This is a genomic window from Corynebacterium callunae DSM 20147 (assembly GCF_000344785.1).
In the GTDB taxonomy this organism is placed as follows: Bacteria; Actinomycetota; Actinomycetes; order Mycobacteriales; family Mycobacteriaceae; genus Corynebacterium; species Corynebacterium callunae.
In genome coordinates this window covers 2,664,402-2,685,569 of sequence record NC_020506.1, presented here as the reverse complement: position 1 = coordinate 2,685,569, position 21,168 = coordinate 2,664,402, and the positions used below count along the sequence as shown (strand labels likewise).

Annotated in this window: 18 protein-coding genes and 1 pseudogene; 5 read left to right on the top strand and 14 right to left on the bottom strand. The window is 53.4% G+C overall.

Annotated features, from left to right (window positions below; translation table 11 throughout):
- Positions 1–20 precede the first annotated feature (20 nt).
- Positions 21–623, bottom strand: coding sequence for a superoxide dismutase (locus H924_RS12440; RefSeq protein WP_015652317.1), 603 nt, complete (start codon positions 621–623; stop codon positions 21–23).
- Positions 624–939: 316 nt separating this feature from the next.
- Between H924_RS12440 and msrA the strand changes: the two genes are divergently transcribed.
- Together msrA and H924_RS12430 are read left to right on the top strand one after the other, a co-directional pair.
- Positions 940–1,602 carry a peptide-methionine (S)-S-oxide reductase MsrA gene (msrA, locus tag H924_RS12435; RefSeq protein WP_015652316.1) on the top strand — a complete coding sequence of 221 codons (663 nt, stop codon included), beginning with the start codon at positions 940–942 and terminating at the stop codon, positions 1,600–1,602.
- Between the two features lie 53 nt (positions 1,603–1,655).
- Positions 1,656–2,885: an amidohydrolase gene (locus H924_RS12430; RefSeq protein WP_015652315.1), complete on the top strand. Its 1,230-nt coding sequence runs from the start codon at positions 1,656–1,658 to the stop codon at positions 2,883–2,885.
- A 32-nt stretch (positions 2,886–2,917) separates the two neighbouring features.
- Here the strand turns inward: H924_RS12430 and H924_RS12425 are convergent, their stop codons facing one another.
- The 9 genes from H924_RS12425 to H924_RS12390 form a co-directional block, all read right to left on the bottom strand.
- The gene (locus H924_RS12425; protein WP_015652314.1) at positions 2,918–4,180 is read right to left on the bottom strand and encodes an alpha-hydroxy acid oxidase; all 1,263 of its coding nucleotides are present in this window, start codon (positions 4,178–4,180) and stop codon (positions 2,918–2,920) included.
- 42 nt (positions 4,181–4,222) lie between these two features.
- Positions 4,223–5,533, bottom strand: a complete 1,311-nt coding sequence (locus tag H924_RS12420) for an MFS transporter (protein WP_155861967.1) — start codon at positions 5,531–5,533, stop codon at positions 4,223–4,225.
- A 206-nt stretch (positions 5,534–5,739) separates the two neighbouring features.
- Positions 5,740–6,165, bottom strand: a complete 426-nt coding sequence (locus tag H924_RS14270; RefSeq protein WP_015652312.1) for a PepSY domain-containing protein — start codon at positions 6,163–6,165, stop codon at positions 5,740–5,742.
- Positions 6,166–6,168: 3 nt separating this feature from the next.
- The gene (locus H924_RS12415; RefSeq protein ID WP_015652311.1) at positions 6,169–7,149 is read right to left on the bottom strand and encodes a PepSY-associated TM helix domain-containing protein; all 981 of its coding nucleotides are present in this window, start codon (positions 7,147–7,149) and stop codon (positions 6,169–6,171) included.
- A 101-nt stretch (positions 7,150–7,250) separates the two neighbouring features.
- On the bottom strand, positions 7,251–8,039 hold the full coding sequence (locus H924_RS12410; RefSeq protein ID WP_015652310.1) for a metallophosphoesterase family protein: 789 nt from the start codon (positions 8,037–8,039) through the stop codon (positions 7,251–7,253).
- A complete protein-coding gene (locus tag H924_RS12405; protein WP_015652309.1) occupies positions 8,036–8,728 on the bottom strand; it encodes a FadR/GntR family transcriptional regulator in 693 nt (230 codons plus the stop codon). The genes H924_RS12410 and H924_RS12405 overlap by 4 nt, the downstream gene beginning before the upstream one ends.
- Positions 8,729–8,750: 22 nt before the next feature.
- Positions 8,751–9,296, bottom strand: a complete 546-nt coding sequence (locus H924_RS12400) for an NADPH-dependent FMN reductase (protein WP_015652308.1) — start codon at positions 9,294–9,296, stop codon at positions 8,751–8,753.
- A 151-nt stretch (positions 9,297–9,447) separates the two neighbouring features.
- Positions 9,448–10,086: an HAD family hydrolase gene (locus H924_RS12395; protein ID WP_015652307.1), complete on the bottom strand. Its 639-nt coding sequence runs from the start codon at positions 10,084–10,086 to the stop codon at positions 9,448–9,450.
- 11 nt (positions 10,087–10,097) lie between these two features.
- Complete coding sequence (locus tag H924_RS12390; RefSeq protein WP_245533875.1) at positions 10,098–11,633, bottom strand: alpha/beta-hydrolase family protein; 1,536 nt, start codon at positions 11,631–11,633, stop codon at positions 10,098–10,100.
- A 399-nt stretch (positions 11,634–12,032) separates the two neighbouring features.
- Between H924_RS12390 and H924_RS12385 the strand changes: the two genes are divergently transcribed.
- From H924_RS12385 to H924_RS12375, 3 genes are all read left to right on the top strand, one after another.
- Positions 12,033–12,980 (top strand): L-lactate dehydrogenase, encoded by a 948-nt coding sequence (locus tag H924_RS12385; protein WP_015652305.1) that lies wholly within the window; start codon positions 12,033–12,035, stop codon positions 12,978–12,980.
- 276 nt (positions 12,981–13,256) lie between these two features.
- Entirely contained in the window at positions 13,257–15,110 is a 1,854-nt protein-coding gene (locus tag H924_RS12380; protein WP_015652304.1) for a pyruvate kinase, read from the top strand.
- Positions 15,111–15,220: 110 nt separating this feature from the next.
- On the top strand, positions 15,221–16,474 hold the full coding sequence (locus H924_RS12375) for an Nramp family divalent metal transporter (RefSeq protein WP_015652303.1): 1,254 nt from the start codon (positions 15,221–15,223) through the stop codon (positions 16,472–16,474).
- 71 nt (positions 16,475–16,545) lie between these two features.
- Here the strand turns inward: H924_RS12375 and H924_RS12370 are convergent, their stop codons facing one another.
- From H924_RS12370 to H924_RS12355, 4 genes and pseudogenes are all read right to left on the bottom strand, one after another.
- Positions 16,546–18,006, bottom strand: coding sequence for an amino acid permease (locus tag H924_RS12370; RefSeq protein WP_015652302.1), 1,461 nt, complete (start codon positions 18,004–18,006; stop codon positions 16,546–16,548).
- A 20-nt stretch (positions 18,007–18,026) separates the two neighbouring features.
- A complete protein-coding gene (locus tag H924_RS12365; protein ID WP_029702957.1) occupies positions 18,027–19,433 on the bottom strand; it encodes an aspartate ammonia-lyase in 1,407 nt (468 codons plus the stop codon).
- 10 nt (positions 19,434–19,443) lie between these two features.
- Positions 19,444–20,412 (bottom strand): annotated as a pseudogene (locus tag H924_RS12360) (asparaginase).
- Positions 20,409–21,125: a FadR/GntR family transcriptional regulator gene (locus H924_RS12355; protein WP_015652300.1), complete on the bottom strand. Its 717-nt coding sequence runs from the start codon at positions 21,123–21,125 to the stop codon at positions 20,409–20,411. Before H924_RS12355 ends, H924_RS12360 begins: the two are co-directional and overlap by 4 nt.
- Positions 21,126–21,168: the final 43 nt, after the last annotated feature.

The following is a 21,168-nucleotide window of genomic DNA, read 5'->3' as shown; positions in this document are numbered from 1 at the left end:
GGAGCTTCAAGGGAAGTTGCTTACTTGGAAGCAGCAGCGAAACGCTCTGCAACGTCATCCCAGTTGAAGACGTTCCAAACAGCCTTGACGTAATCAGCCTTAACGTTCTTGTACTGCAGGTAGAAAGCGTGCTCCCACATATCGAGCATAAGCAGTGGGGTCAGGTCAGCGGAGATATTGCCCTGCTGATCGGTAAGCTGCTCGATAACGAGGCGACCTGCGATGTGATCGTAACCAAGAACTGCCCAGCCGGAACCCTGAAGGCCGAGAGCTGCGGAGTTGAAGTGATCCTGGAACTTAGCAAAAGAACCGAAGTCGCGGTTGATAGCCTCAGCTAGCTCACCGGTAGGCTCGCCACCACCATTAGGGGAAAGGTTCTTCCAGAAGATGGAGTGGTTGGTGTGTCCACCAAGGTTAAAGGCAAGGTTCTTGGAAAGTGCACGGATCTGATCAGGGTTGGTGCCCTCTTCACGTGCCTTCTCTAGAGCCTCGAGTGCAGCGTTAGCGCCAGCAACGTAGGTTGCGTGGTGCTTGGAGTGGTGAAGCTCCATGATCTCTGCAGCGATGTGTGGCTCGAGAGCGTCGTATGCGTAATCAAGTTCTGGAAGTTCATAAACAGCCATGTGTGTTTCCTTTCGTAGGGTACGGCACCGAGCATATACATCTTTTGGATAATCTTCAGAAGACCAGTTCAAAAGGCTATCCACTGAGATCTTTTCTCATTGCTCGGAAACGATATTTACAATGATAGGCCTTTTTGTTGATAATGCAACAACTTGTTAAGAATTCCTATTTATCGCACCCAAAACTAAGTGGAGTACCCGTCAATACCTGAATCTGTAGGAAATATTTGGCTGATCAGCGGTGTTATAAGGGGGAGTAGAGTCGCACCTAAGAACCATTAAAAGAACAATTAAAAGCTGAAAGGAACACCACGCAATGGCATGGTTTTTTGCTCCAGAACCAGTGATGGTCTCCCCCGAAGAAGCGCTTAAAGGTGGACGTCATCCAGTCTTGGAAGATCCCCAACCGCATACCGTTTTAGGAACCCCTGTTACTGGTCCGTGGAAAGAAGGCCAAAAGCGCATTTGGATCGGCTTGGGCTGTTTCTGGGGTGTCGAGCAAATGTACTGGAAGATGGAGGGTGTTGAGTCCACCTCCGTTGGTTACGCCGGCGGTTATACTCCAAACCCCACTTATCGCGAGGTCTGTTCAGGTAGAACTGGCCACACTGAGATTGTGGAAGTTGTTTATGACCCAGCCAAAATCTCCCTAGAGCAGTTGGTTGCACGTGGTCTAGAAGCACATGATCCCACCCAAGGTTTCCGCCAGGGCAATGACGTGGGCACCCAGTATCGCTCGGCCTATTACACCGAAACTGAAGCTGAGGCAGAGCAGGTTCGCAAGGTGGTAGACGCTTATGGAGAGACCCTAAAGCAGCACGGTTTTGGTGCGATTACTACGGAGATCGCTGTTATTAAACCGGAGGATTACTACCTGGCTGAGGATTACCACCAGCAGTACCTGGACAAAAATCCAGATGGCTATTGCCCTCATCACTCAACAGGTATTCCTTGTGGAGTGGATGCACAGCAGGGCTAAAACGGCTATTTTGGGCACTAAGATCCGCCCACTTTAGTCCGAGGAGACCACCCATGGGCCACCCCCAGCTTGAAGCTGTTTTAGCCGAACTTGATAACAATCGGGACTACCGCGAAGCGCTTTATAAGCACTTCCACCAGCATCCGGAATTGTCTTTGCAGGAATTTGAAACAGCAGATCGCATTGAGCAAGAGCTGAAATCCTATGGGGTGAGCACCATCTATCGCCTGGGTGACACTGGCGTGGTGGCGTTGATTGAAAATGGCGAAGGTCCAGTGGTGGCTGCGCGCGGTGATATTGATGCGCTACCGGTGGCGGAGCGTTCTGATAAGGAATATGCAGCTACCGGGGCAACCCAGATTGATAAAACCACAGGTAAAGAGACTCCAGTGGCGCACTCCTGTGGCCATGATTTTCATATCACGGCACTGTTGGGTGCCACCCAGGCCCTCATGCAGCAGCGCGCAGCGTGGTCGGGCACCTTTATGGCGGTTTTTCAACCGGCTGAGGAAATTGCCGCTGGCGCCCAATTGCTGGTCGAGCAGGGAATCGTCGACAAGCTCCCTAAGCCTGATGTCTACCTAGGTCAGCATGTGCTGGCCAGCTTGCCCGGTGGGGCGGTGGGCACGCGCGTTGGCGCGGTGATGTCTGAGGCGTCCTCGATTGAGGTCACGCTTTTTGGTAAAGGCAGCCACGGGTCCATGCCACATTTGAGTGTGGATCCGATTGTGCTTGGTGCCTCTATTATTTCGCGTTTGCAAACGGTGGTGTCCCGCGAGGTGCCGCCTTTTGAGACCGCGGTGATTTCGGTGGGTAGTTTCCACGCTGGCACCAAGTCCAATATCATTCCCGAAACTGCTGTGCTGCAGCTTAATACCCGCGCGTTTACCAAAGAAGTTGCAGCTCAGCTGCATGAAGCGATTGAGCGCATTGTTATTAAGGAATGTGAGGCTGCACGTTGCCCGCAACCGCCGGAGTTCCGTTATTATGACCAATTTCCGCTGACCGACAACAATGAAAATGCCACCCTGCGGGTGCGGGCGGCATTTGATGAGTTTTTTGGGGCGGATTCGGTGGAGTTGGCGCCGGTGCCGGCCTCGGAGGATTTTTCTATTATCCCCGACGCTTTTGGCACGCCCTATACTTTCTGGGGCTTGGGCGGTTTTGCAGATCAGGCTAACGCGCCGGGCAATCATAGCCCGGAATTTGTGCCTGACCTGCAGCCCACCTTGGATCGCGGCACCGCAGCACTCATTGTGGCAGCCGCGGAGTGGCTGTTTTAAAAGAGCGCTTTTCGACGCAAACCCGCATGCCTTTAGACCAGATCGCTTAAGTTTTTAACATTCTGCGAAACCGGAACCAATTTGGTCAGCTGGGTGACGTGGCGGGGTTCCAGCTCCTCGATGCTGGAAACTCCCAAAAGTGCCATGGTGCGGGTGATCTCCGAACGCAGGATCTCGATGGTGCGATCCACACCAGCGCGACCGCCAGCCATCAGACCATAAAGATATGCACGGCCAATGAGGGTGAAGTCCGCGCCCATGGCGATGGAAGCCACAATATCGGCACCATTCATAATGCCGGTATCAATCATGATGGTGGGATCTGCGCCAACCTCGCGACGTATCTGTGGCAGCAGCTGGAATGGAACCGGAGCCCTATCCAACTGACGTCCACCGTGGTTGGAGAGGATGAGGCCATCGACGCCTTCGTCGATAAGCTTTACTGCGTCGGGGACATTTTGCACACCTTTAACAACCAACTTACCGGGCCACATCTCACGGATAATCTTGAGATCCTCGAAGGAAATGGTGGGATCCATGGCGTTGTTGAGCAACTCGCCTACGGTGCCGCCGGTGGTGGAGAGAGAGGCGAATTCCAAGGTTGGGGTGGTGAGGAAATCGATCCACCACCAAGGACGCGGAATCGCATTAAGCACAGTGCCCGGGGTCAGCTGTGGCGGGATGGAGAAACCATTGCGGGAATCGCGGATGCGGTAGCCGGCAACTGGGGTGTCCACGGTGAACATCAAGGTATCAAAACCTGCAGCGGCAGCACGTTCTACAAGGCCATAGGAGATTTCACGCTCACGCATAACGTAGAGCTGGAACCAGTTGCGACCATTAGGATTGGTGGCTTTAACATCCTCAATAGAGGTGGTGCCCAAGGTGGATAAGGTGAAAGGAATACCGGCTGCACCTGCAGCACCCGCACCTGCGATTTCACCCTCGGTTTGCATGAGGCGAGTAAAGCCAGTTGGTGCGATAGCAAAAGGCAGTGCCGATGGTCCGCCCAGGATTTGGGTGGAGGTATCGACGTTGGTGGCGGGCTTCAAAATATCTGGGTGGAATTCAATATTTTCAAAAGCTTCGCGAGCTCGCTTGATGGAAATTTCACCTTCAGCTGCACCATCGGTGTAATCAAAAGCAGCTGCTGGGGTGCGCCTTTTAGCAATCTTGCGCAAATCATAAATGGTGAGTGCAGAGCTAAGGCGACGCTTTTTGCCATTAAGTTCTGGCTTTTTGAACTTCATCAATTCTAAAAGCTCAATGGGGTGAGGGAGCTGACGCTGAACCATGGTGTGGTCCTTTCTAGATCTTTGAGACGTTATAAATTAAGGCTAGTTCTCTTGATGAGCTACGCGCTTGATGAAAAATGAAGCAATGACAGAAATCAAGCAGCAACCAGTGACATACAGCGCGATTGGCCACCACTGACCACCGGAAGCTTCAAACATCCACGCTGCGATGATGGGTGCGGTGCCGCCGAAAATAGCAGCGCCCAGCTGATAACCCAGGGATGCACCGGTATAGCGCACCTCAGGAGCGAAGTTTTCTGCGATCACAGTTCCCAAGATGGCGTTCACACTGCCCCAGAGAATGCCGAATCCCACGACGGTGGTGAGGAACAAGGCCCACACGTGACCAGTGTTGAGGATCAGGTAATAAGGAACGATGCAAATGATGGTGGCAATTGCGGAAGCGCGGTAAAGCGCTGCGCGATTAACACGGTCAGAGAAAGCGCCAAACAGTGGCATCCAAATGGTTGCGACCAATGCTGCGCAAGCAACTGCCAGGAGTACCAAGTTTGAGCGGATACCCAGGAAGTTGGTGGCATAAGCAACAACATAGGTTCCGAAGATATAAAACGGTCCGGTCTCTGCTGCCTTTGCACCAATGGAAACCAACACTGCTGGCCAGTACTTGGTGACAACTTCCTTGATGGGCAGCTTTACCTGGTTGCCGGATTCACGAATGCGCTTGAACTCTGGGGTTTCATCGAGTCCATTTCGAATGGCTAGGCCAATAAAGACCAAGACAATGGAACCGATGAATGGAATGCGCCAACCCCAGGTGAGGAAGTCCTCTTCTGGCATGAGAGTCAGTGCCGAAATTGCGCCGGCTGCCAGCAGCATGCCGAGTGAAATACCCATTTGTGGAACAGCGCCGTAGAGTCCGCGCTGCTTCTTTGGTGCGTATTCATAGGCCAGAAGTAGGGCGCCGCCCCATTCGCCGCCGATACCGATTCCCTGCAAAATGCGCAGGAACATCAGCAAGATTGGGGCCCAGATTCCGATGGCGTTGTAGTCCGGCAATAGGCCGATTGCTACGGTGCCACCGCCCATGAGCATGAGGGTGATAAATAGTGTCTTCTTACGTCCGATGCGGTCGCCGATGTGAGCGAAGATAACACCACCGAGTGGGCGGAAGAAGAAAGTTAAGGAAAATGAGGCATAGGCCAAGATGGTGGAGACAAATTCATTGTCATTGGGGAAATACATCTTGTTGAACACCAAGGCGGCGACGGTTCCGTACACCAAAAAGTCGAACCATTCGATAACGCTACCGCTCAAGCTGCCCAGCAAGACACGCTTGTTGAGCTTGGGAGTGTCCGTAGACCCAAGGGCCCCGGTGGGGGTTGTGGTTGTCAAAGTGACCTCATCTCGATGCAGGGTTGGCGGTGTGGTCGCCGGCCGTGTGGCCAGACCATGTGGCCTGACCACAAGAATGTAAGGCGCGTCACCTTTTAAAGTCAATGAGGCGGAGGTGATAGGGGTGATGAGTGGGGGTGAATATATTGGCAGTTCACAGAAAACCCCCGCTCAGTGGCAATAGTTCACTGGTGGGGGCTGCGGGATTAGGGGTTAGCTATCTTCTTGCGCTGCTTGCCTGAGCTCAATTGTTGGAAAATTGCATCAAGCACCACAAATATGATCAAGCTCATGCCAAAAAGTGGAGCCATGACCGCATAGGCCACCATGAAAACTCCGACTGCCGCCAAAGCAAGAGGAGAGGCTTTGTGCCACTGGCCAGCAGCTGGCAGGCGCCCTGGTTGGCCGGACTTTCCGCGGCGCCACCACATGAGATAACCCAGCACAATCATGCCCACCAATCCAAGCGCAATGAATGCCAAAACAAGCTGGTTGAGCAGTCCAAATAGAGTGCCCATATGAAGTTGAATGAGCCAGGCAGTGAGTTTGGCAGCCAATGGCCAATCAGAGAAATTCACGGTACTCACGATCTCTCCAGTGTTGCCATCAACGGCTACTGCATCATTGGCCAATTTTCATGATTCACGGCCCTCTTTTATTATCCATGCGCTATTGGCATTGGCAGGCGCATTAACATCGAGCAGGGCAGTTAGTCCTGCTTGGCGCGCTGCGGACACTACTTCGTCGGCCTGGGTGGTATCAACGCCAGTCCAAGTGGCACTATTCATATGATGCTGGTGGGCACTCATATTGGCCATGCTCTCCATATTGTGAGCAGTAGCACTGAGTGTGACATCGGGTTTTGGTTCAACCCAGGACAAGTTGGTGCGCAGTTCGCCCAGGTTGGTTCCGGCAACCATTGACCAAGTAAGTCCGGTAACCGTGAGGAATAGAAAGCCAGGAAGCAGCCACATTCCCAAGGTGGAGTGCAGCTTCTTGGTGCGCGCACGTTGGGAGGTTCCCGCCCTCTTTTTCCTTTGCACCCACCACATCCAGGCGCCGGCCAAGCTTAGAATTCCCAGCCAAGATGCTGCAGTTTCGGAATAGATCCGGCCTGGTTCACCCAACCATAAGCGACGGTGGCCTTCAGAGATCCACGCACGCAGCGGCAATGCTCGGGAAGAACCGTACTGCACCAGTTCACCAGTGACTTCCAGGGAGCCCGGATCAACAAATACTGCTTGGCGATAGCTGGAGCTCAGCAAAGAAGGATCGTTGAATAACACGCGGGTAGTGGCGGTGGGGTCATTAGAAACCTGCACCGCGCTAAATTCCAAATCTGGATGTACTGCTTCTGCGCGCGCAATTTGTTCTGCGAGGGGTTGTGCTGGTAAACCGGAATCTGCGGTGAGAACATCTCGGTAAACCACATTTTCCAGCGTTGGAGAAAGTGCGTAGAGGAAACCACTAAAAGCTGCGATGAGCAGCAATGGTGCCACAAAAATACCGGCAATGGTGTGCAAGCGGTGCACTATAGCGGTGGCGCTCCACAGGCCGGACTGCTTTGCTGGCGCAGGCGCGGAATGTGCCGGGGAATCTTGAATTGAACTGGTCATGGATTAATAGTCGAGCAGTCAAGGTTTTCAGTTCCCAAGCCGATTTTTAACTGCACCCCCAAAATGCCCACTGGGAAAGCTCCCGCGCCGGGCTAAAAAAATTAAGAAATTTCCATCACCGGGAAAGGCCACGGCCGTTGCACATGAGGAGGGTGCTTTTCAAAGGGGTAGCCCAATGAGACTTCCACATGGCTAATCCCATCAACTCGGGTTTCCGCAGGAATGTGTAAATGTCCGTGAATCGCCATAAGTGCGTTGTATTTCAGCGTCCAATCGCGGGTAGCAGTGGTGCCACACCACAATGCAATATCGCGATTAATTAAGCGATGGGTTGGCTCAATAACAAGAGGCCAGTGATTGACCAAAATTTTTGGCCCCTTTACCTCATTAAGTCTGGTCCTGGAATAGTCCAAGCGCTCAGCACACCATTGCTGAATATCCACATAGGGAGCAATGGAGAGCTCATCATCTAGCTTGACCTTTGCTTGTGCAACCGCCTGCTTTGCACTTAAACCAACTGGCCGGAAAGAGTAATCATAAAGCGTAAAAAGCGGGCAGATCGTCACGCTACCGAAGGTGGGAAAAGGATCTTCCGGAGTAATAACTCCCAAAGCTCTTAGCTGGCCCACGAGGGATCGATAACGAGCTTTGCCATTAATGCGATCGGTGCTGCGATTAAAAAGTTCGTGATTTCCCGGCACCCAAATAACGGTGTGAAAACGCTGGACCAATTGCCCCATGGTGCGCACGACATCAGGAATACGTTCTGCCACATCCCCTGCCACAATGAGCCAATCACCAGGGGCTTTAGGATTTAACTTATCGACGGTGGCCTGATTTTCCTTGAAGGTGACATGTAAATCACTGGTAGCCCAGAGAGTTTTAGTCATGATGCAAGCGCCCCGGCGGTTTCTTCATAATAACCAGCAATATGCTGCTGGTTTAAAGACGTTGCGAGCGTGCGGTCACCAGCCTTAAGAGCTGCCAAAATAGCACGGTGTTCTTGTTGCAGACGCGCAGCAGTGTCTGGCCAATTGGGTAATGCACGGGCGCGGGCCACGGTGTGTTCTGCAACAGAAGTTCGAAGTGCATCCATCAACGTACTAATAAGCCGATTGGAAGCAGACTTGGAGAGCACGATATGAAATTCTGCGTCCATTCTTAAAAACTCTTCGAGAGGAAGACCACGATCATCCATCGCGTCGAGAAGCGTTTCGGCCTGCTCCCAATCCCCCTGGGCGGGCACGGAATGCTGCATTGACCAGCCTTCTAAAAGCTGCCTGGTTTCATAAACATCGCCGTGCCCAACTTGGCTAGTAGCCAATTGCAGGGTCAGCGACAATGAAAGCGCTTGGCTGGGGGCAGCATTAATAATTGTTCCGGAACGCGGCCCGGAACCTGTGCTGCTAGTAATGGTGCCAAGCGCTTCCAGCACACGTAGGGCTTCCCGCAAAGAGCTGCGGGAAACCCCGAGTGTTTCTGCAAGAGTGCGCTCGCTGGGCAAGTGATCGCCGATGCTGAGCCGACCGCTTTGAAGTTCCGCGGTGACCCAGTCCATCACGATTTCATGTGCTTTCACATCACCCAGTATGACATGAGCACTACTTATTCAGTGCCTGCAGGAGGGACTTAACAACACCAGCAAATTCGCCAGCGCGACGCTCGTTAGGGGCGAAACCGCTCTCATTAGCTTCATTAAAGATGGAGAAGCTGACCTGTGCACGCACGTTAAACATGTTGAAGTTAGCAATAATCTGACGCCACTGCTCAACTGCACGGATGCCTTCAGCTGCACCATAGGAAACGAAGCCAACTGGCTTGTTGAACCACTCGGAACCAAGAACGTCAAAAGCATTCTTGAAAGCACCGGGAACACCGTGGTTGTACTCAGCGGTGATGAAAATGAAAGCGTCGCAAGCATCAATTGCCTGGGACCACTTGGTGGCATTCTCATCGTCGTACTGCTTGTTGGCAGCACCTGGGACTACAGCGCTCTCCAGCAAAGGAACATTAAAAGACTTGAGGTCGATGAGTTCATACTCAACACCCTCATCGTTGCGGGTTGCGAGCTGATCCATAACCCATTCGGCAACGCCCTGACCAAAACGGCCTTCGCGGATGCTTCCTAGTACGACACCAATTTTCATGTATTTCTCCTTAAGATTGCACAATGAAAATGCGTTTGAGTCGGCCAAGATACCGGCCTCAAAAATTAATCCTAATTAAAAATGGCGATACACCTCTTTGAGGTGCCCCACGTGAAGGACTAAAAACAATGAGTTTTCCATCGTTGACTTCCTAGAAAGCCAGCTCATCCAAAGACTGAATATCTGCGCGTGGATCGGTACCGCTGCGGTCAATATAGACTGCCGTCCAGCCCAACTCGCGCGGTTTTTCTACGTCATTGATCCAGTCGTCGCCAATGATGGTGGCCGAGGTGGCGTTGAGGTATTCCAAAGCGCGGCTATACATTTCGGGCCGGGGCTTTGCGGAATCCAAGGTGCTGGCAGCCAACATAACGAGCTCTGGTCGGGCTAAACCAGTCCGATCAAGTTTGTCTTGTTGCATAGCCTGAGCACCATTGGTCAAAATCCCCACCGGGGAACCGGTCGCTATAGCCTTTGATAATGCAGCTTCAGCATCGGGATATGCAGTCCAATTCTGCTCATAAGCGCGCAAATATCCGGCATAGATTTCATCACATTCGTCGTCGCTAAGCTCTCGCTTGGTATAAGCCTTGATGCGGTCGCGGCGCTGTCCCATTTGGGTGGTTTCGCCTCTTTCAAAACGGCCAAAACCCCATTTATCCAGTTCCACCCACAGCGGAAAATCGGGCTCAATACCCAAGGTAGGTGACCATACTTCCAAAGCAGCTTGAGCTGCAGACTGGTGATCAACAAGGGTGCCATCGAGGTCAAAAATTATCGCGTGGGTCATGGTTTCTCAGATTAGCGCTTAATCGAGTTCCGGCGGATCCAATTTATAATGTTGGCGCGTTGCTGCGCACTAACCTCCACATCACCCAATAGCGCTGCCCAATAATCGATAAATTCTGCGTGGTAATTATGGCCGTGACCACCGGGAACCGCTACCGAGCTGGCTAAATCCAACGCGATCTGCCAGCCGGTCACAAAAGGCAGCCAGCGCAGTCGCGGAAACACATCGACATGGTCGTGAGCTGGGTGTTTCAGCCATTCCGGACGCCTCACAAAAAGCGATAAATCCCACCACGCAATGGGATCGGAGGCATGCTGGGCAATAATCATGCGCGGAAATTCCCACTCGCGCGCCATTTGCAAATGCTCTGGCATTGCCACAAATCGAATCTGGCGTCCGCCCTCAAAAACCGGCATACGCTGCGAGGATCCCGCATCGCGCTTATTTGAAAATTCTTGAATGGCCGTCGAACACCGCGGGGTGCCAGATAAAAGGAAGCCGTCAGCCACCTCCAAAAGCTTTTCGACGTGCCCATATGCCGCCGCAGTTCCATAGGCCCCAAGGGACTCACCCACCAGATACAACCGGGGCGCGCCCGCCCCGGTGGGTAGCTGTGCCAGCTCGGCGCGGACGGCGTCGATAAGCAAACGGGCTGCGTTAATGGGAGCGTCATTGTTTTTGTACCAGTTCAGGGCACCGGTGCGGTGTAATTCGGCGATGATGAGTCGGATTTGTTCTGCGCGCGTGTGACCGGGGACCTGACCTGTGAAAATGCGGATGGGTTCATGAACCTCTGTGAGGGGCAAGCCCATGGTGCTGGCAATATCGCGTCGCCGCGGTCCGCCTGATAATACAGCGCGTCCCTGGGAACCGACCGCACTCCAGCTTTCGTAGGACCAGGGGCTGCCCGAGCGTTCTGGTTCCCAAGGTTGCGCGGTGCCTGGGAAAATTAGCTGATTGAGGTATTCGGCTTGGCGCGCAGCTTTGTTGAGAGTTCTTTGAAGGAAGACGCGATTACTGAGCAATATTGGCACCGCGCTAAGGGCTGCAATGGACAGGGGCCAGCTCAACCAGCGCACCCAGGGCGGCAAAAATTTGAGAGCCAGCGTATGGGTGTGGTCGGTGGCGTTTTGCAGGACTTCACCGGCAACCAGCGCAGATGCATAACCAGCAGTGCCCAAAGCAATGGCGACTGCAGTTTTGGGTAAGCCGACTTTGCAGACGCCCAATAATTGGTTCTGCGTATTTTGACGCTTTAAGCCGACAGCGATGGTCACTGCGGTGGTGGTGCCGATGAGGATATGAGACGCTGTGTAAAAACCGCGGTTCAACTGCTTTAAAGGGCCACGCCGGGGATGGGGGAGTAGTGAGTGAATCGCGGTCGCAGCTGCATGGCCAACTGTTTGCAATACTGCCAAATTGGAGGCCTGCACCCACCACGGCCGGGGCAAAAGTGAGGGGGATAGAGCCCACCACGTTGCTATTTCTGCTCCCAGGAATCCAGCGCCCATATTGGCTGGCAGGATTTTGTGATGACTGGGGGACATACGCACGCCTGGGATGAGCTCGGCGCTGAGGCGCAAACCAAAAAGTAGGGCCTTTTTAGTGAGCTGCTTGGCTGCTTGTCGGGCTGAATGTGGTGCGGGTGTCCGGGGGTTTTCGCCGAGGCCAGGCAGGTGCGCAGCAGTGACGCTAGTCTAGAGAGCGAAACCATACTTTGCATGATGTCAGAAGTTTTGATGGCCTACAGTGCAAATATTTTAGTCCGATGGTGGCTTAAAAGTCGGGGAAAATATGTGATGTTTTCAACCCTGAAGAAATGTCCGTTCGGACTGCTTTTCGTGCCTAAAGCGGGCATAATTGAACATGTAAGAAGATTTCCGGGCATAAGCTCCACAGAAACTCTGAGCCTGCCCGGCCAAGGCAAGTTAGGAATTGGGCTAGATATGAAAAAGACCGTCGGAAATAAGATCGTTCTCATTGGTGCAGGTGATGTCGGAGTTGCTTATGCTTATGCGCTGATTAACCAAGGAACCTGCGATCACCTAGCCATCATTGACATTGATGAAAAGAAGCTCGAAGGCAATGTCATGGACCTAAACCACGGTGTGGTGTGGTCGGAATCCCGTACTCGCGTAACCAAGGGAACCTACGCAGACTGCGAAGACGCTGCCATGGTGGTTATTTGCGCAGGTGCAGCCCAAAGGCCAGGCGAAACTCGCCTGCAGCTGGTGGATAAAAACGTCAAGATCATGAAGTCTATTGTTGGCGAGGTCATGGCCGCCGGCTTTGATGGAATTTTCCTGGTAGCCAGCAACCCCGTAGACATCCTCACTTATGCAGTATGGAAGTTCTCCGGCTTGGACTGGCACCGCGTAATCGGCTCGGGCACCGTCTTGGACTCCGCACGTTTCCGCTATATGCTGGGCGAGCTTTATGAGGTAGCGCCAAGCTCCATTCACTCCTACATTATTGGCGAGCATGGCGATACCGAACTCCCAGTGCTTTCTTCCGCCACCATCGCCGGTGTTTCCCTGCGCAAGCTTTTGGAAAAGGATCCAGAGCTAGATGGCCGCTTGGAAAAAGTCTTTGAAGATACTCGCGACGCTGCCTATCACATCATCGATGCCAAGGGCTCAACCTCTTATGGCATTGGCATGGGCTTGGCGCGTATCACCCGCGCGGTTATCCAAAACCAAGACGTGGCGCTTCCCGTATCTGCGCTGCTCAATGGCGAATATGGGGAAGAAGACATTTATATTGGTACCCCGGCCATCATTAACCGCCGTGGTATTCGCCGCGTGGTAGAACTGGAAATCAGCGAGCATGAGATGGAGCGCTTCAAGCACTCCGCTAATACTTTGCGTGCTATTCAGGAACAGATTTTCAGCTAAATCTCTGCGCAGGTGTGATGTTGTCCTAGTTGCGCTGCCGGATCTGCTTTTTGGGTGCAAAATATGGGTGAGATTTAAAGAAGCCCTGCTAAGAAGCCCTGCTTAGAAAACTTCCCGGGTGGTCCTGTTTGAGGGAACGCCCGGGGAGGTGCTAGGCAGGTCGGAGAATTCCCGGCCTACTTTGCTTGAAAAAGTTTCGCAGTCAGGGGCAAAAATCTTTGGCTCTTAACTGTGGTTTTTCAAGTGGTTTTTAAAAGTGGCTTTAAAGGAGCGCACATGAATCAGTTTGATCAGGCTATTTTGCAGGAGATCAAAGAAGAGCTGGATGCTTTGATCCTTGAATTAGATGAGGTAACTGAGGCGCACCGGGATGAGATTTCCAAGGTGTCCCCCACGCACTTTGTGGGTGCTCGCAACCTCATGCACTATGCCCATCTGCGTAGTCGTGACCTGCGCGGATTGCAACAAAAGTTAGCAGCAGTGGGCGCTACCCGCTTAACTACCACCGAGCCAGCCGTGCAGGCGCGACTCAAAGCAGCTCGCAATGTCATTGGCGCATTTGCAGGTGAAGGTCCGCTGTATATGCCTGCAGAGGTTGTCCACGCTTTTGAGGACGCCGATGAAATCCTCGATGAGCATGCAGAGATCCTGCTTGGCGCTCCGTTGCCGGACACTCCTTCTTGCATTATGGTCACCCTCCCCACGGGAGCGGCCACTGACATCAACCTGGTCCGCGGCTTCGCGGAGAGCGGCATGGATCTCGCCCGTATCAACTGTGCCCATGATGATGAAACCATGTGGCAGCAGATGATTGATAATGTCCGAACGGTGGCTGCCGAAGAGGGCCGCGAGATCCGCATCAATATGGATCTCGCTGGCCCAAAGGTACGTACCGGAGCCATCGCGCCGGGCCCTGAAGTTGGCGCGGCGCGCGTCACCCGCGATGAAATCGGCACCGTGCTGACCACCGCCAAACTCTGGATCACCCCAGCCCCTACCGTCAGCCAGCCGCCAGCCGGTCTGCCCGGCCGCCCTGCGCTTGCCTTCCAGGTTGATCCAGCCTGGTATGAAAAACTGCAGGTGGGCAGTGTTATTAACTTGCATGACACGCGCGGCTCGCGCCGCTCCTTCACCGTAACGGAGCTTTTCGACGACGGCTTGCTCGCCGAAGGTCAGCAAAAGGCCTATATCGCCAACGGCACCCTTTTGGAACACGATTATGAACGTTCTCGGGTTTATGGCATTCCTGCAGGTGCACAGCGTATTAACCTCAAAGTGGGTGACCGTCTGGTGCTTACCTCTGAGGAAGTAACTTATGATCCGCATGCCAACCCCGATGCTATACCGCGCATTAGCTGCACTTTGCCCCAGGCTGTGGGCGCCATTGAAGTAGGCCACCGTGTGCTTTTTGATGATGGCTCCATCGCTGCAGTGTGCGTATCCAAAAAGGATGCCGATGGCATTGCGGATGTTGAGCTAGAAGTCACCCGCGCCCGTCCCCAAGGTGTAAACCTTGCCGCATATAAGGGCATTAACCTGCCAGATTCCAAGTTGCCACTGCCAAGCCTGACTGAAGAAGATGTTCGACACCTCAAATTTGTGGCAGCTCACGCAGATATCGCAGCCATTTCCTTTATCCGCGATGTTGCCGATGTGGAATATGTGCTTAAAACCCTGCGTGAAGTTGCAGAGCCCTCTGATGCGGCACGGCTGGGTCTGGTCTTAAAAATTGAGACCATCCCAGGTTATGAAAATCTGGCGCACGTGCTGCTCGCAGGTATGAGGCACGAGAACTTTGGCATCATGATCGCCCGCGGTGACCTGGCTGTTGAGCTGGGCTTTGAGCGCATGGCTGAAGTCCCACAGTTGATTATGTCCATGGCGGAAGCAGCTCACGTGCCAACAATTCTAGCTACTCAGGTGCTGGAAAATATGGCCAAGAACGGTCTGCCCTCCCGCGCTGAAATCACGGATGCTGCCATGGCACTGCGTGCCGAATGCGTCATGCTCAACAAGGGGCCCCACATTAACGATGCCATTAAGGTGCTGACGCTCATGAGCAAAAAGTTAGGCGCTTCCCAGCGTAAGAGCCGTTTATTGTTGCGCAAGGTGCGTAGTTGGGAGGAATAAATTAGGCACACCTGATTGAGGGGAACTTTTCTTATAAGCGAACATCTATAAGTGCGCTGTCTTAGGCTCTCAGTGTTCCTTAAGAAAACTTCCCGTCGAAAGGTTAAACCTTGGTCTCAGAAAAAGTGCAAGAAGATTCTCCAGAAAAAATTAAATGGACTTTAGTTGGACCAGGCTTAGTAGCTGCCGCAACTGCTGTTGGGGCAGCAGACATGGTGGCAACGATGATTGCCGGCCAACGTTATGGATACGCCTTGTTGTGGGCGGTCATTGCCGGAACTCTCATGAAAATCGTTTTGGTAGAAGGTGCTGGTAGGTACACACTTGCCACTGGAAATACTATTTTTCATGGGTGGAGCCAGCTTGGTAAGTGGACCTCCTGGTATTTTGCTCCCTACATTGTGATTTGGGGCTTGGTTTATGGAGCCGCCGGAATGTCGGGCGCGGGACTTGCGATGGCCGCTCTTTTCCCCGGTACCAGCCTTACGATGTGGGCCGTACTTACTGGCCTGCTGTGTTTCGGGCTGATGTGGTTGGGTCGTTACCAGATCTTTGAGAACCTAATCGCGGTACTGGTTGGCGTGATGTTTGTGACCGTAGTGGGGATTGCAATTCTCTCAGTTCCAAATATCCCGGAAATTCTTAAAGGCTTGGTGCCTACCGTTCCAGATGGATCATTTGTCTACGTGTTGTCCATTGCTGGCGGAGTGGGTGGCACCATTACCTTGGCTGCTTATGGATACTGGCTGCGTGAAAAGGGCTGGTATTCACCAAAGTGGATGAAGGTTATGCGCCTCGATAACAACGTGGCTTATGCCATCACCGGCGTCTTCGTTATTGCCATGCTGATCCTTGGTGCGGAGATGCTTTATACCGCAAACCTCGCTGTTGCTGATAATGACCAAGGTCTCGTTGATATGGCCTATGTGCTGGAGGATCGTTATGGGCTCGTGATGTCCAAAGTATTCTTGGTGGGGTTCTTGGCTGCAGCGGTTTCTTCAGTCCTGGGTGTGTGGAATGGTGTGTCCTTGATGTTTGCTGACTATGTAGGCCACCTCAAGAAGCTGCCAGCTGATCATCCTGATACTCGCTCTGGTGGAAAGTACTACCGGGTTTATCTCATCTGGCTGACCTTCCCTCCCATGCTTTTGCTGCTGTTGGGCAAACCTACGGGGTTGATCATTACCTACGGTGTGCTCGGTGCACTCTTTATGCCTTTCTTGGGATTAACCTTGCTTATTTTGCTTAATACTGACCGCACTCCCAAAGAGTGGCGTAATGGCTGGTTGAGCAATACCTTTATGGCAATTATTTCTGCTGCATTCTTATATCTCTGTATCAATCAACTTGTGGGTCTGTTCTAAGACAACCCCAATAATAAAAAATGACCTTGAACTCTTTCGTATGAGTGCAAGGTCATTTTAGTTTTGGTGTTCTAGATTAAGGAGATATCTTCTACAAACTTTCCTGCTGCGCGAGCTTGCGCTATTTCATTGATACGGCCACGGCAGGCGTACCAACCGGTAACCAGCAGTGGAATGATCACGGCAATGCCAGCCACCGTCCAGGTACCAACAGGGCTATCAAAGGCCATGAGTACCACGATGAGAACCAGCGCAATGAGCACCGCCCAGCTGGAATAGGGAGCAAAGGGCATTTGGAAGCTGGGGCGGGTGAGTTCGCCACGCTTGGACTTTCGTACCAGTGCGATGTGGCACAACACGATCATGCCCCAGGACGCGATAATGCCGCTTGCTGCAAAGTTGAGCACAATCTCAAAGGCCTGCGCAGGAACCAAAGCATTAAGGCCAACACCGGCTGCTGCGATAACCGCAGTGATGACAATTCCACCATAGGGAACACCAGAGGCGCTGATGCGGCCAGCGAACTTTGGTGCGGAACCATTCAGTGACATGCTGCGCAGAATACGGCCGGTGGAGTAGAGACCAGCGTTGAGGGAAGACATAGCGGCGGTGAGCACTACGAGGTTCATCACCACGTCCATCCCCGGAATGCCGATGGCACTGAAGAAGGTAACAAAGGGGCTTTCACCTGCATGGTATGCGGTATATGGAAGCAGCATAGAGAGTAGTACCAAAGAACCAACGTAGAAGATTGCGATTCGCACAATCACGGTGTTGATCGCTTTTGGCATAACCTTCTCTGGGTTTTCTACCTCGCCAGCAGCAGTGCCAAGCAGCTCAATAGAAGCGTAGGCAAAGACCACACCCTGCATCAGCACCAACACCGGTAAGACACCATTTGGCAGTAGTCCGCCGTTGTCTTGAATGAGTGACCAACCAGTGTCATGGCCTTCGATTGGAGTGCCGAAGATGACAAAATAGCAACCCACAACCAGGAATGCGGAAAGGGCGATGACCTTGATCAAAGCGAACCAGAACTCGAGTTCACCAAAGACCTTCACTGAGATCATGTTCATGCCCAGCACCAAGATCAGTGCTGCAAGAGCCCAGATCCACTGTGGTACTGCGGAAATCCATGGCAGGTAGCGGCCAAAGAAGTTCATGTAGAGGGCAGTTGCGGTGATGTCCACAATGGCGGCCATAGACCAGTTCAGCCAGTAGAGCCAACCGGTGGCGAAGGCAGCTTTTTCGCCATAAAACTCACGAGCATAGGAAACAAAGGATCCAGAGCTTGGGCGGTACATGACGAGCTCGCCAAGCGCGCGGAGGATGAGGAAGGCAATGACGCCACAGATAGCGTAGCTAATGACGATGCCGGGGCCGGCTTGTTCCAAGCGCCCACCGGCTCCCATGAAGAGGCCGGTGCCGATGGCTCCGCCAATGGCGATCATGTTGACTTGGCGGGTGCTTAGTCCCTTGTGATAGTCATTGTCACCGGCGGTCAGAGCCGTTTCTTGCAGTGTTTGAGTCATGATGTTCTCAACAATCTAGGTTATTTTTGGAGGTTGGCGAGGCGCTCGGGGCGCAGGAGTTCCGCGAGTTCGGTGGCGGTGAGGAGTTTGCATTCGAGCACGAGCTCGGCAACACCGCGGCCAGAATGCAGCGCTTCCATGGCAATCATGGTGGATTGGGCATATCCCAGGACTGGGTTCAAGGCGGTGACCAGGCCAATGGATTGCTCCACTTGGCGGCGCAGGGCGTCTTCATCAACCGTGATTCCGGAAATACATTTTTGAGCCAGCGTGGTGCAACCATTGGTTAGGTGTTTCATGGACAAGCCGATGGAATGCAAAATCACTGGTTCGAAGGCGTTGAGTTGGAGCTGTCCGCCCTCAGCGGCCATGGTGACGGTGGCGTCATAACCCACTACTTGATAGGCAATTTGGTTAACTACCTCGGGGATAACAGGGTTGACCTTGCCGGGCATAATCGAGGATCCGGATTGCACGGCAGGCAGCTGAATATCATTTAGGCCAGCTCGCGGGCCAGAAGATAGCAATCGCAAATCATTGCAGATTTTGGAAAGTTTGATGGCCACGCGCTTGAGCACACCGGAGAGATGCACAAAGGATCCGACGTCGCTGGTTGCTTCCACCAGGTTGGGGCTGGTGCTCAGCGGTAATCCGGTGAGCTGCGCAAGGTGGGAACAGACGGCTTCGGTGTATCCCACGGGAGCATTCAGACCGGTACCAATGGCGGTGGCACCAAGGTTGATTTCGGTTACTAGCTGCAAGGATTCGGAAAGACGATCATGATCTTCGCGCAGGGTTACCGCCCAGCCTTCAAATTCTTGGCCAACGGTCATGGGCACTGCATCTTGCAATTGGGTTCTTCCCATTTTGACCACACTGCGAAATTCCACAGCTTTTCGTCGACAAGCATCTTCTAGCTCCCCCATGGCCGCCAGCAGCGGCCGGGCGGCAAAACACGTGGCGATCTTCACCGCGGTGGGATATGCATCATTGGTGGACTGGGAAAGATTAACGTGGTCATTGGGGTGCAGGTGCTGATAATCGCCCTTGGCATGGCCCAAGATCTCCAGAGCCACATTGGCAATAACCTCATTGGCGTTCATATTTGTGCTGGTACCAGCGCCGCCCTGCACCGGATCCAGAATGAACTGATCATTAAACTCGCCGTTGGCCACGCGCTCGCAAGCCTGGTCAATGGCGGTGGCGCGGGTATCGTTCAACAATCCGAGCTGATGATTAGTGCGCGCTGCCGCCTGCTTCACCCGCGCAAAAGCCACGATGAGGTGCGGATTATCTGCCAAAGTCTGGCCGGTGATGCGGAAATTCTCCGCCGCGCGCAGCGTATGCACACCCCAATATGCCTCAGCCGGGACCTCGCGGTCACCGATGAGATCGTGTTCCAGGCGGGTATTCATGGTGGTCGTCATAATTTTTTCCTTAAAGGGCATAGAGCTTGCCGACGTTTTCCTGCCGCACGCCAGCCGTTACCGGCAGGGTGCGCAGGGATTCCAAGGCCATCGGGGTTGCTGATTGGAGGAGGTTGCTGAGGAGCGAGATTGTGATGGGAAGGCGGGCACGATCGCCACCATCTGCGATTTTGAGAGCAAGTGCACGGCCGTCGGGGAGAGCTACTGCTTGGATTCCTTCAAAACCATCCTTGGCAATCGCGCCGGGTAGCGCGCGCATAAGTGCGGTGACATCGCGGTTTTCACCCGCCACCAACTCAGGATGTGCGGACATGGCCTGGGCTACCTGTGCTTCTGCGCTGCCTGGTGTGGATTGCTGCAGCTTGGAATATCCGCGGGCCAAGGCTTTGAGACTGATGGGATACACCGGGGTGCCACAGCCATCGGTGCTTTCTGCAGTTATCTCGGTTTAGCAAAGTTCGGCGATGGTCTCGCGCAACAGCTGAGAAATGGGATGTTCGGGAGCTAGGTAATTCTTGGTGTCCCAGCCTTTGAGCTGGCATAACGCCAAAAGTGCTGCATGTTTTCCAGAGCAATTTTGGGCCAGCTGAGTGGCCTGAAAACCGGCGCGCAGGTGTTCTTCGCGTTCTGCTGTGCCATAGGGAAGGTCTGTGGAGTTGCGCAGGTCACTGGCTTTGAGGCCAGCGTCAACAAGCATGCTCAGGGCAACTTCTTGATGGCGGATTGAACCAGAATGGCTGGCTGCTGCCAGGGCGAGCTGTTCAGAGTTTAGCTGCAGCCCAGCACGCAGCATGCCTACTGCAAAAAGTGGTTTGAGCGCGGAGCGAGGATAAAACAGCGCCTCGGGATCGCCTAGTGCTTGTGCCACGGTGCCATCTGCAGCCAGCAAAATGGCGGAGCCATAGTGGATGGACTCAATGAGATTCCCGCGGGTTTGGGCAACTAATGGCTGGTGGCGGGGGAGAACCTGGGGATTCATGAATCCTTGCCCAGGATATGGTCCACGGCTACTTGCACCGCACGCAGATGGAATGCCATGGCCGCTTCAGCTGCAGCTTTATCTTGAGCGGCGATGGCGTCCACAATGGCGCGGTGTTCCTTATTGGAGGGTTCGCGCCGGCCGGAGACCACATTCACGGTTTCCGATTGCCTTGCCAAAGATCCACGGATATCACCGACGATGCGTGCAAAAAGGGAGTTCTTGCTGGCCTTGGCAATTGCTGCGTGGAATTCCGTATCCAATTCCACCCACGCCAAGTGATCATCTTCAGCTTCCATCTCTGCGATGATGCCCTGGAGTTGTTCCAGGTCATCCGAGGTGCGACGGGTGGCTGCGAGGCCTGCTGCCGGGATTTCAATATGTGGACGGGCCTCATAAAGATCAACCGCAGTGTAGGTGCCCAGCATGAGGTCATTGGTGGGATGAGCGGAAATGACAAAAGTTCCACGCCCGGTTTCGGTCTTGGTAAGCCCCAAGGTGGCGGTGGAGCGCAAGGCCTCGCGGATAACCGAGCGGCTAACTCCAAAAGAGGCTGCCAAAGTGGCTTCGGAGCTGAGTTTGGTTCCTAGTGGGATTTCGCCACTGTGAATTCCTTTGCGAATTGTGTTGAAGACTTCCTCGGCAGCACTGGTGCGGGAGACCACCTGCTGTCTAGGTGTCCAGCTGTCAGACAGGTTCATAATGAACATCATGCAGTGTGATCCGGCTTACGTCGAGAGGCTGTTATGTCATGGC

What these genes read in the sequence shown, in the direction of transcription:
- H924_RS12395 (WP_015652307.1), bottom strand. Translation starts at nt 10,086, where the DNA reads ATGACCCACGCGATAATTTTTGACCTCGATGGCACCCTTGTTGATCAC.
- H924_RS12390 (WP_245533875.1), bottom strand. Translation starts at nt 11,633, where the DNA reads ATGTCCCCCAGTCATCACAAAATCCTGCCAGCCAATATGGGCGCTGGA.
- H924_RS12370 (WP_015652302.1), bottom strand. Translation starts at nt 18,006, where the DNA reads ATGACTCAAACACTGCAAGAAACGGCTCTGACCGCCGGTGACAATGAC.
- msrA (WP_015652316.1), top strand. Translation starts at nt 940, where the DNA reads ATGGCATGGTTTTTTGCTCCAGAACCAGTGATGGTCTCCCCCGAAGAA.
- H924_RS12355 (WP_015652300.1), bottom strand. Translation starts at nt 21,125, where the DNA reads ATGATGTTCATTATGAACCTGTCTGACAGCTGGACACCTAGACAGCAG.
- H924_RS12400 (WP_015652308.1), bottom strand. Translation starts at nt 9,296, where the DNA reads ATGAAAATTGGTGTCGTACTAGGAAGCATCCGCGAAGGCCGTTTTGGT.
- H924_RS12410 (WP_015652310.1), bottom strand. Translation starts at nt 8,039, where the DNA reads ATGACTAAAACTCTCTGGGCTACCAGTGATTTACATGTCACCTTCAAG.
- H924_RS12380 (WP_015652304.1), top strand. Translation starts at nt 13,257, where the DNA reads ATGAATCAGTTTGATCAGGCTATTTTGCAGGAGATCAAAGAAGAGCTG.
- H924_RS12425 (WP_015652314.1), bottom strand. Translation starts at nt 4,180, where the DNA reads ATGGTTCAGCGTCAGCTCCCTCACCCCATTGAGCTTTTAGAATTGATG.
- H924_RS12385 (WP_015652305.1), top strand. Translation starts at nt 12,033, where the DNA reads ATGAAAAAGACCGTCGGAAATAAGATCGTTCTCATTGGTGCAGGTGAT.
- H924_RS12430 (WP_015652315.1), top strand. Translation starts at nt 1,656, where the DNA reads ATGGGCCACCCCCAGCTTGAAGCTGTTTTAGCCGAACTTGATAACAAT.
- H924_RS12440 (WP_015652317.1), bottom strand. Translation starts at nt 623, where the DNA reads ATGGCTGTTTATGAACTTCCAGAACTTGATTACGCATACGACGCTCTC.
- H924_RS12365 (WP_029702957.1), bottom strand. Translation starts at nt 19,433, where the DNA reads ATGACGACCACCATGAATACCCGCCTGGAACACGATCTCATCGGTGAC.
- H924_RS12415 (WP_015652311.1), bottom strand. Translation starts at nt 7,149, where the DNA reads ATGACCAGTTCAATTCAAGATTCCCCGGCACATTCCGCGCCTGCGCCA.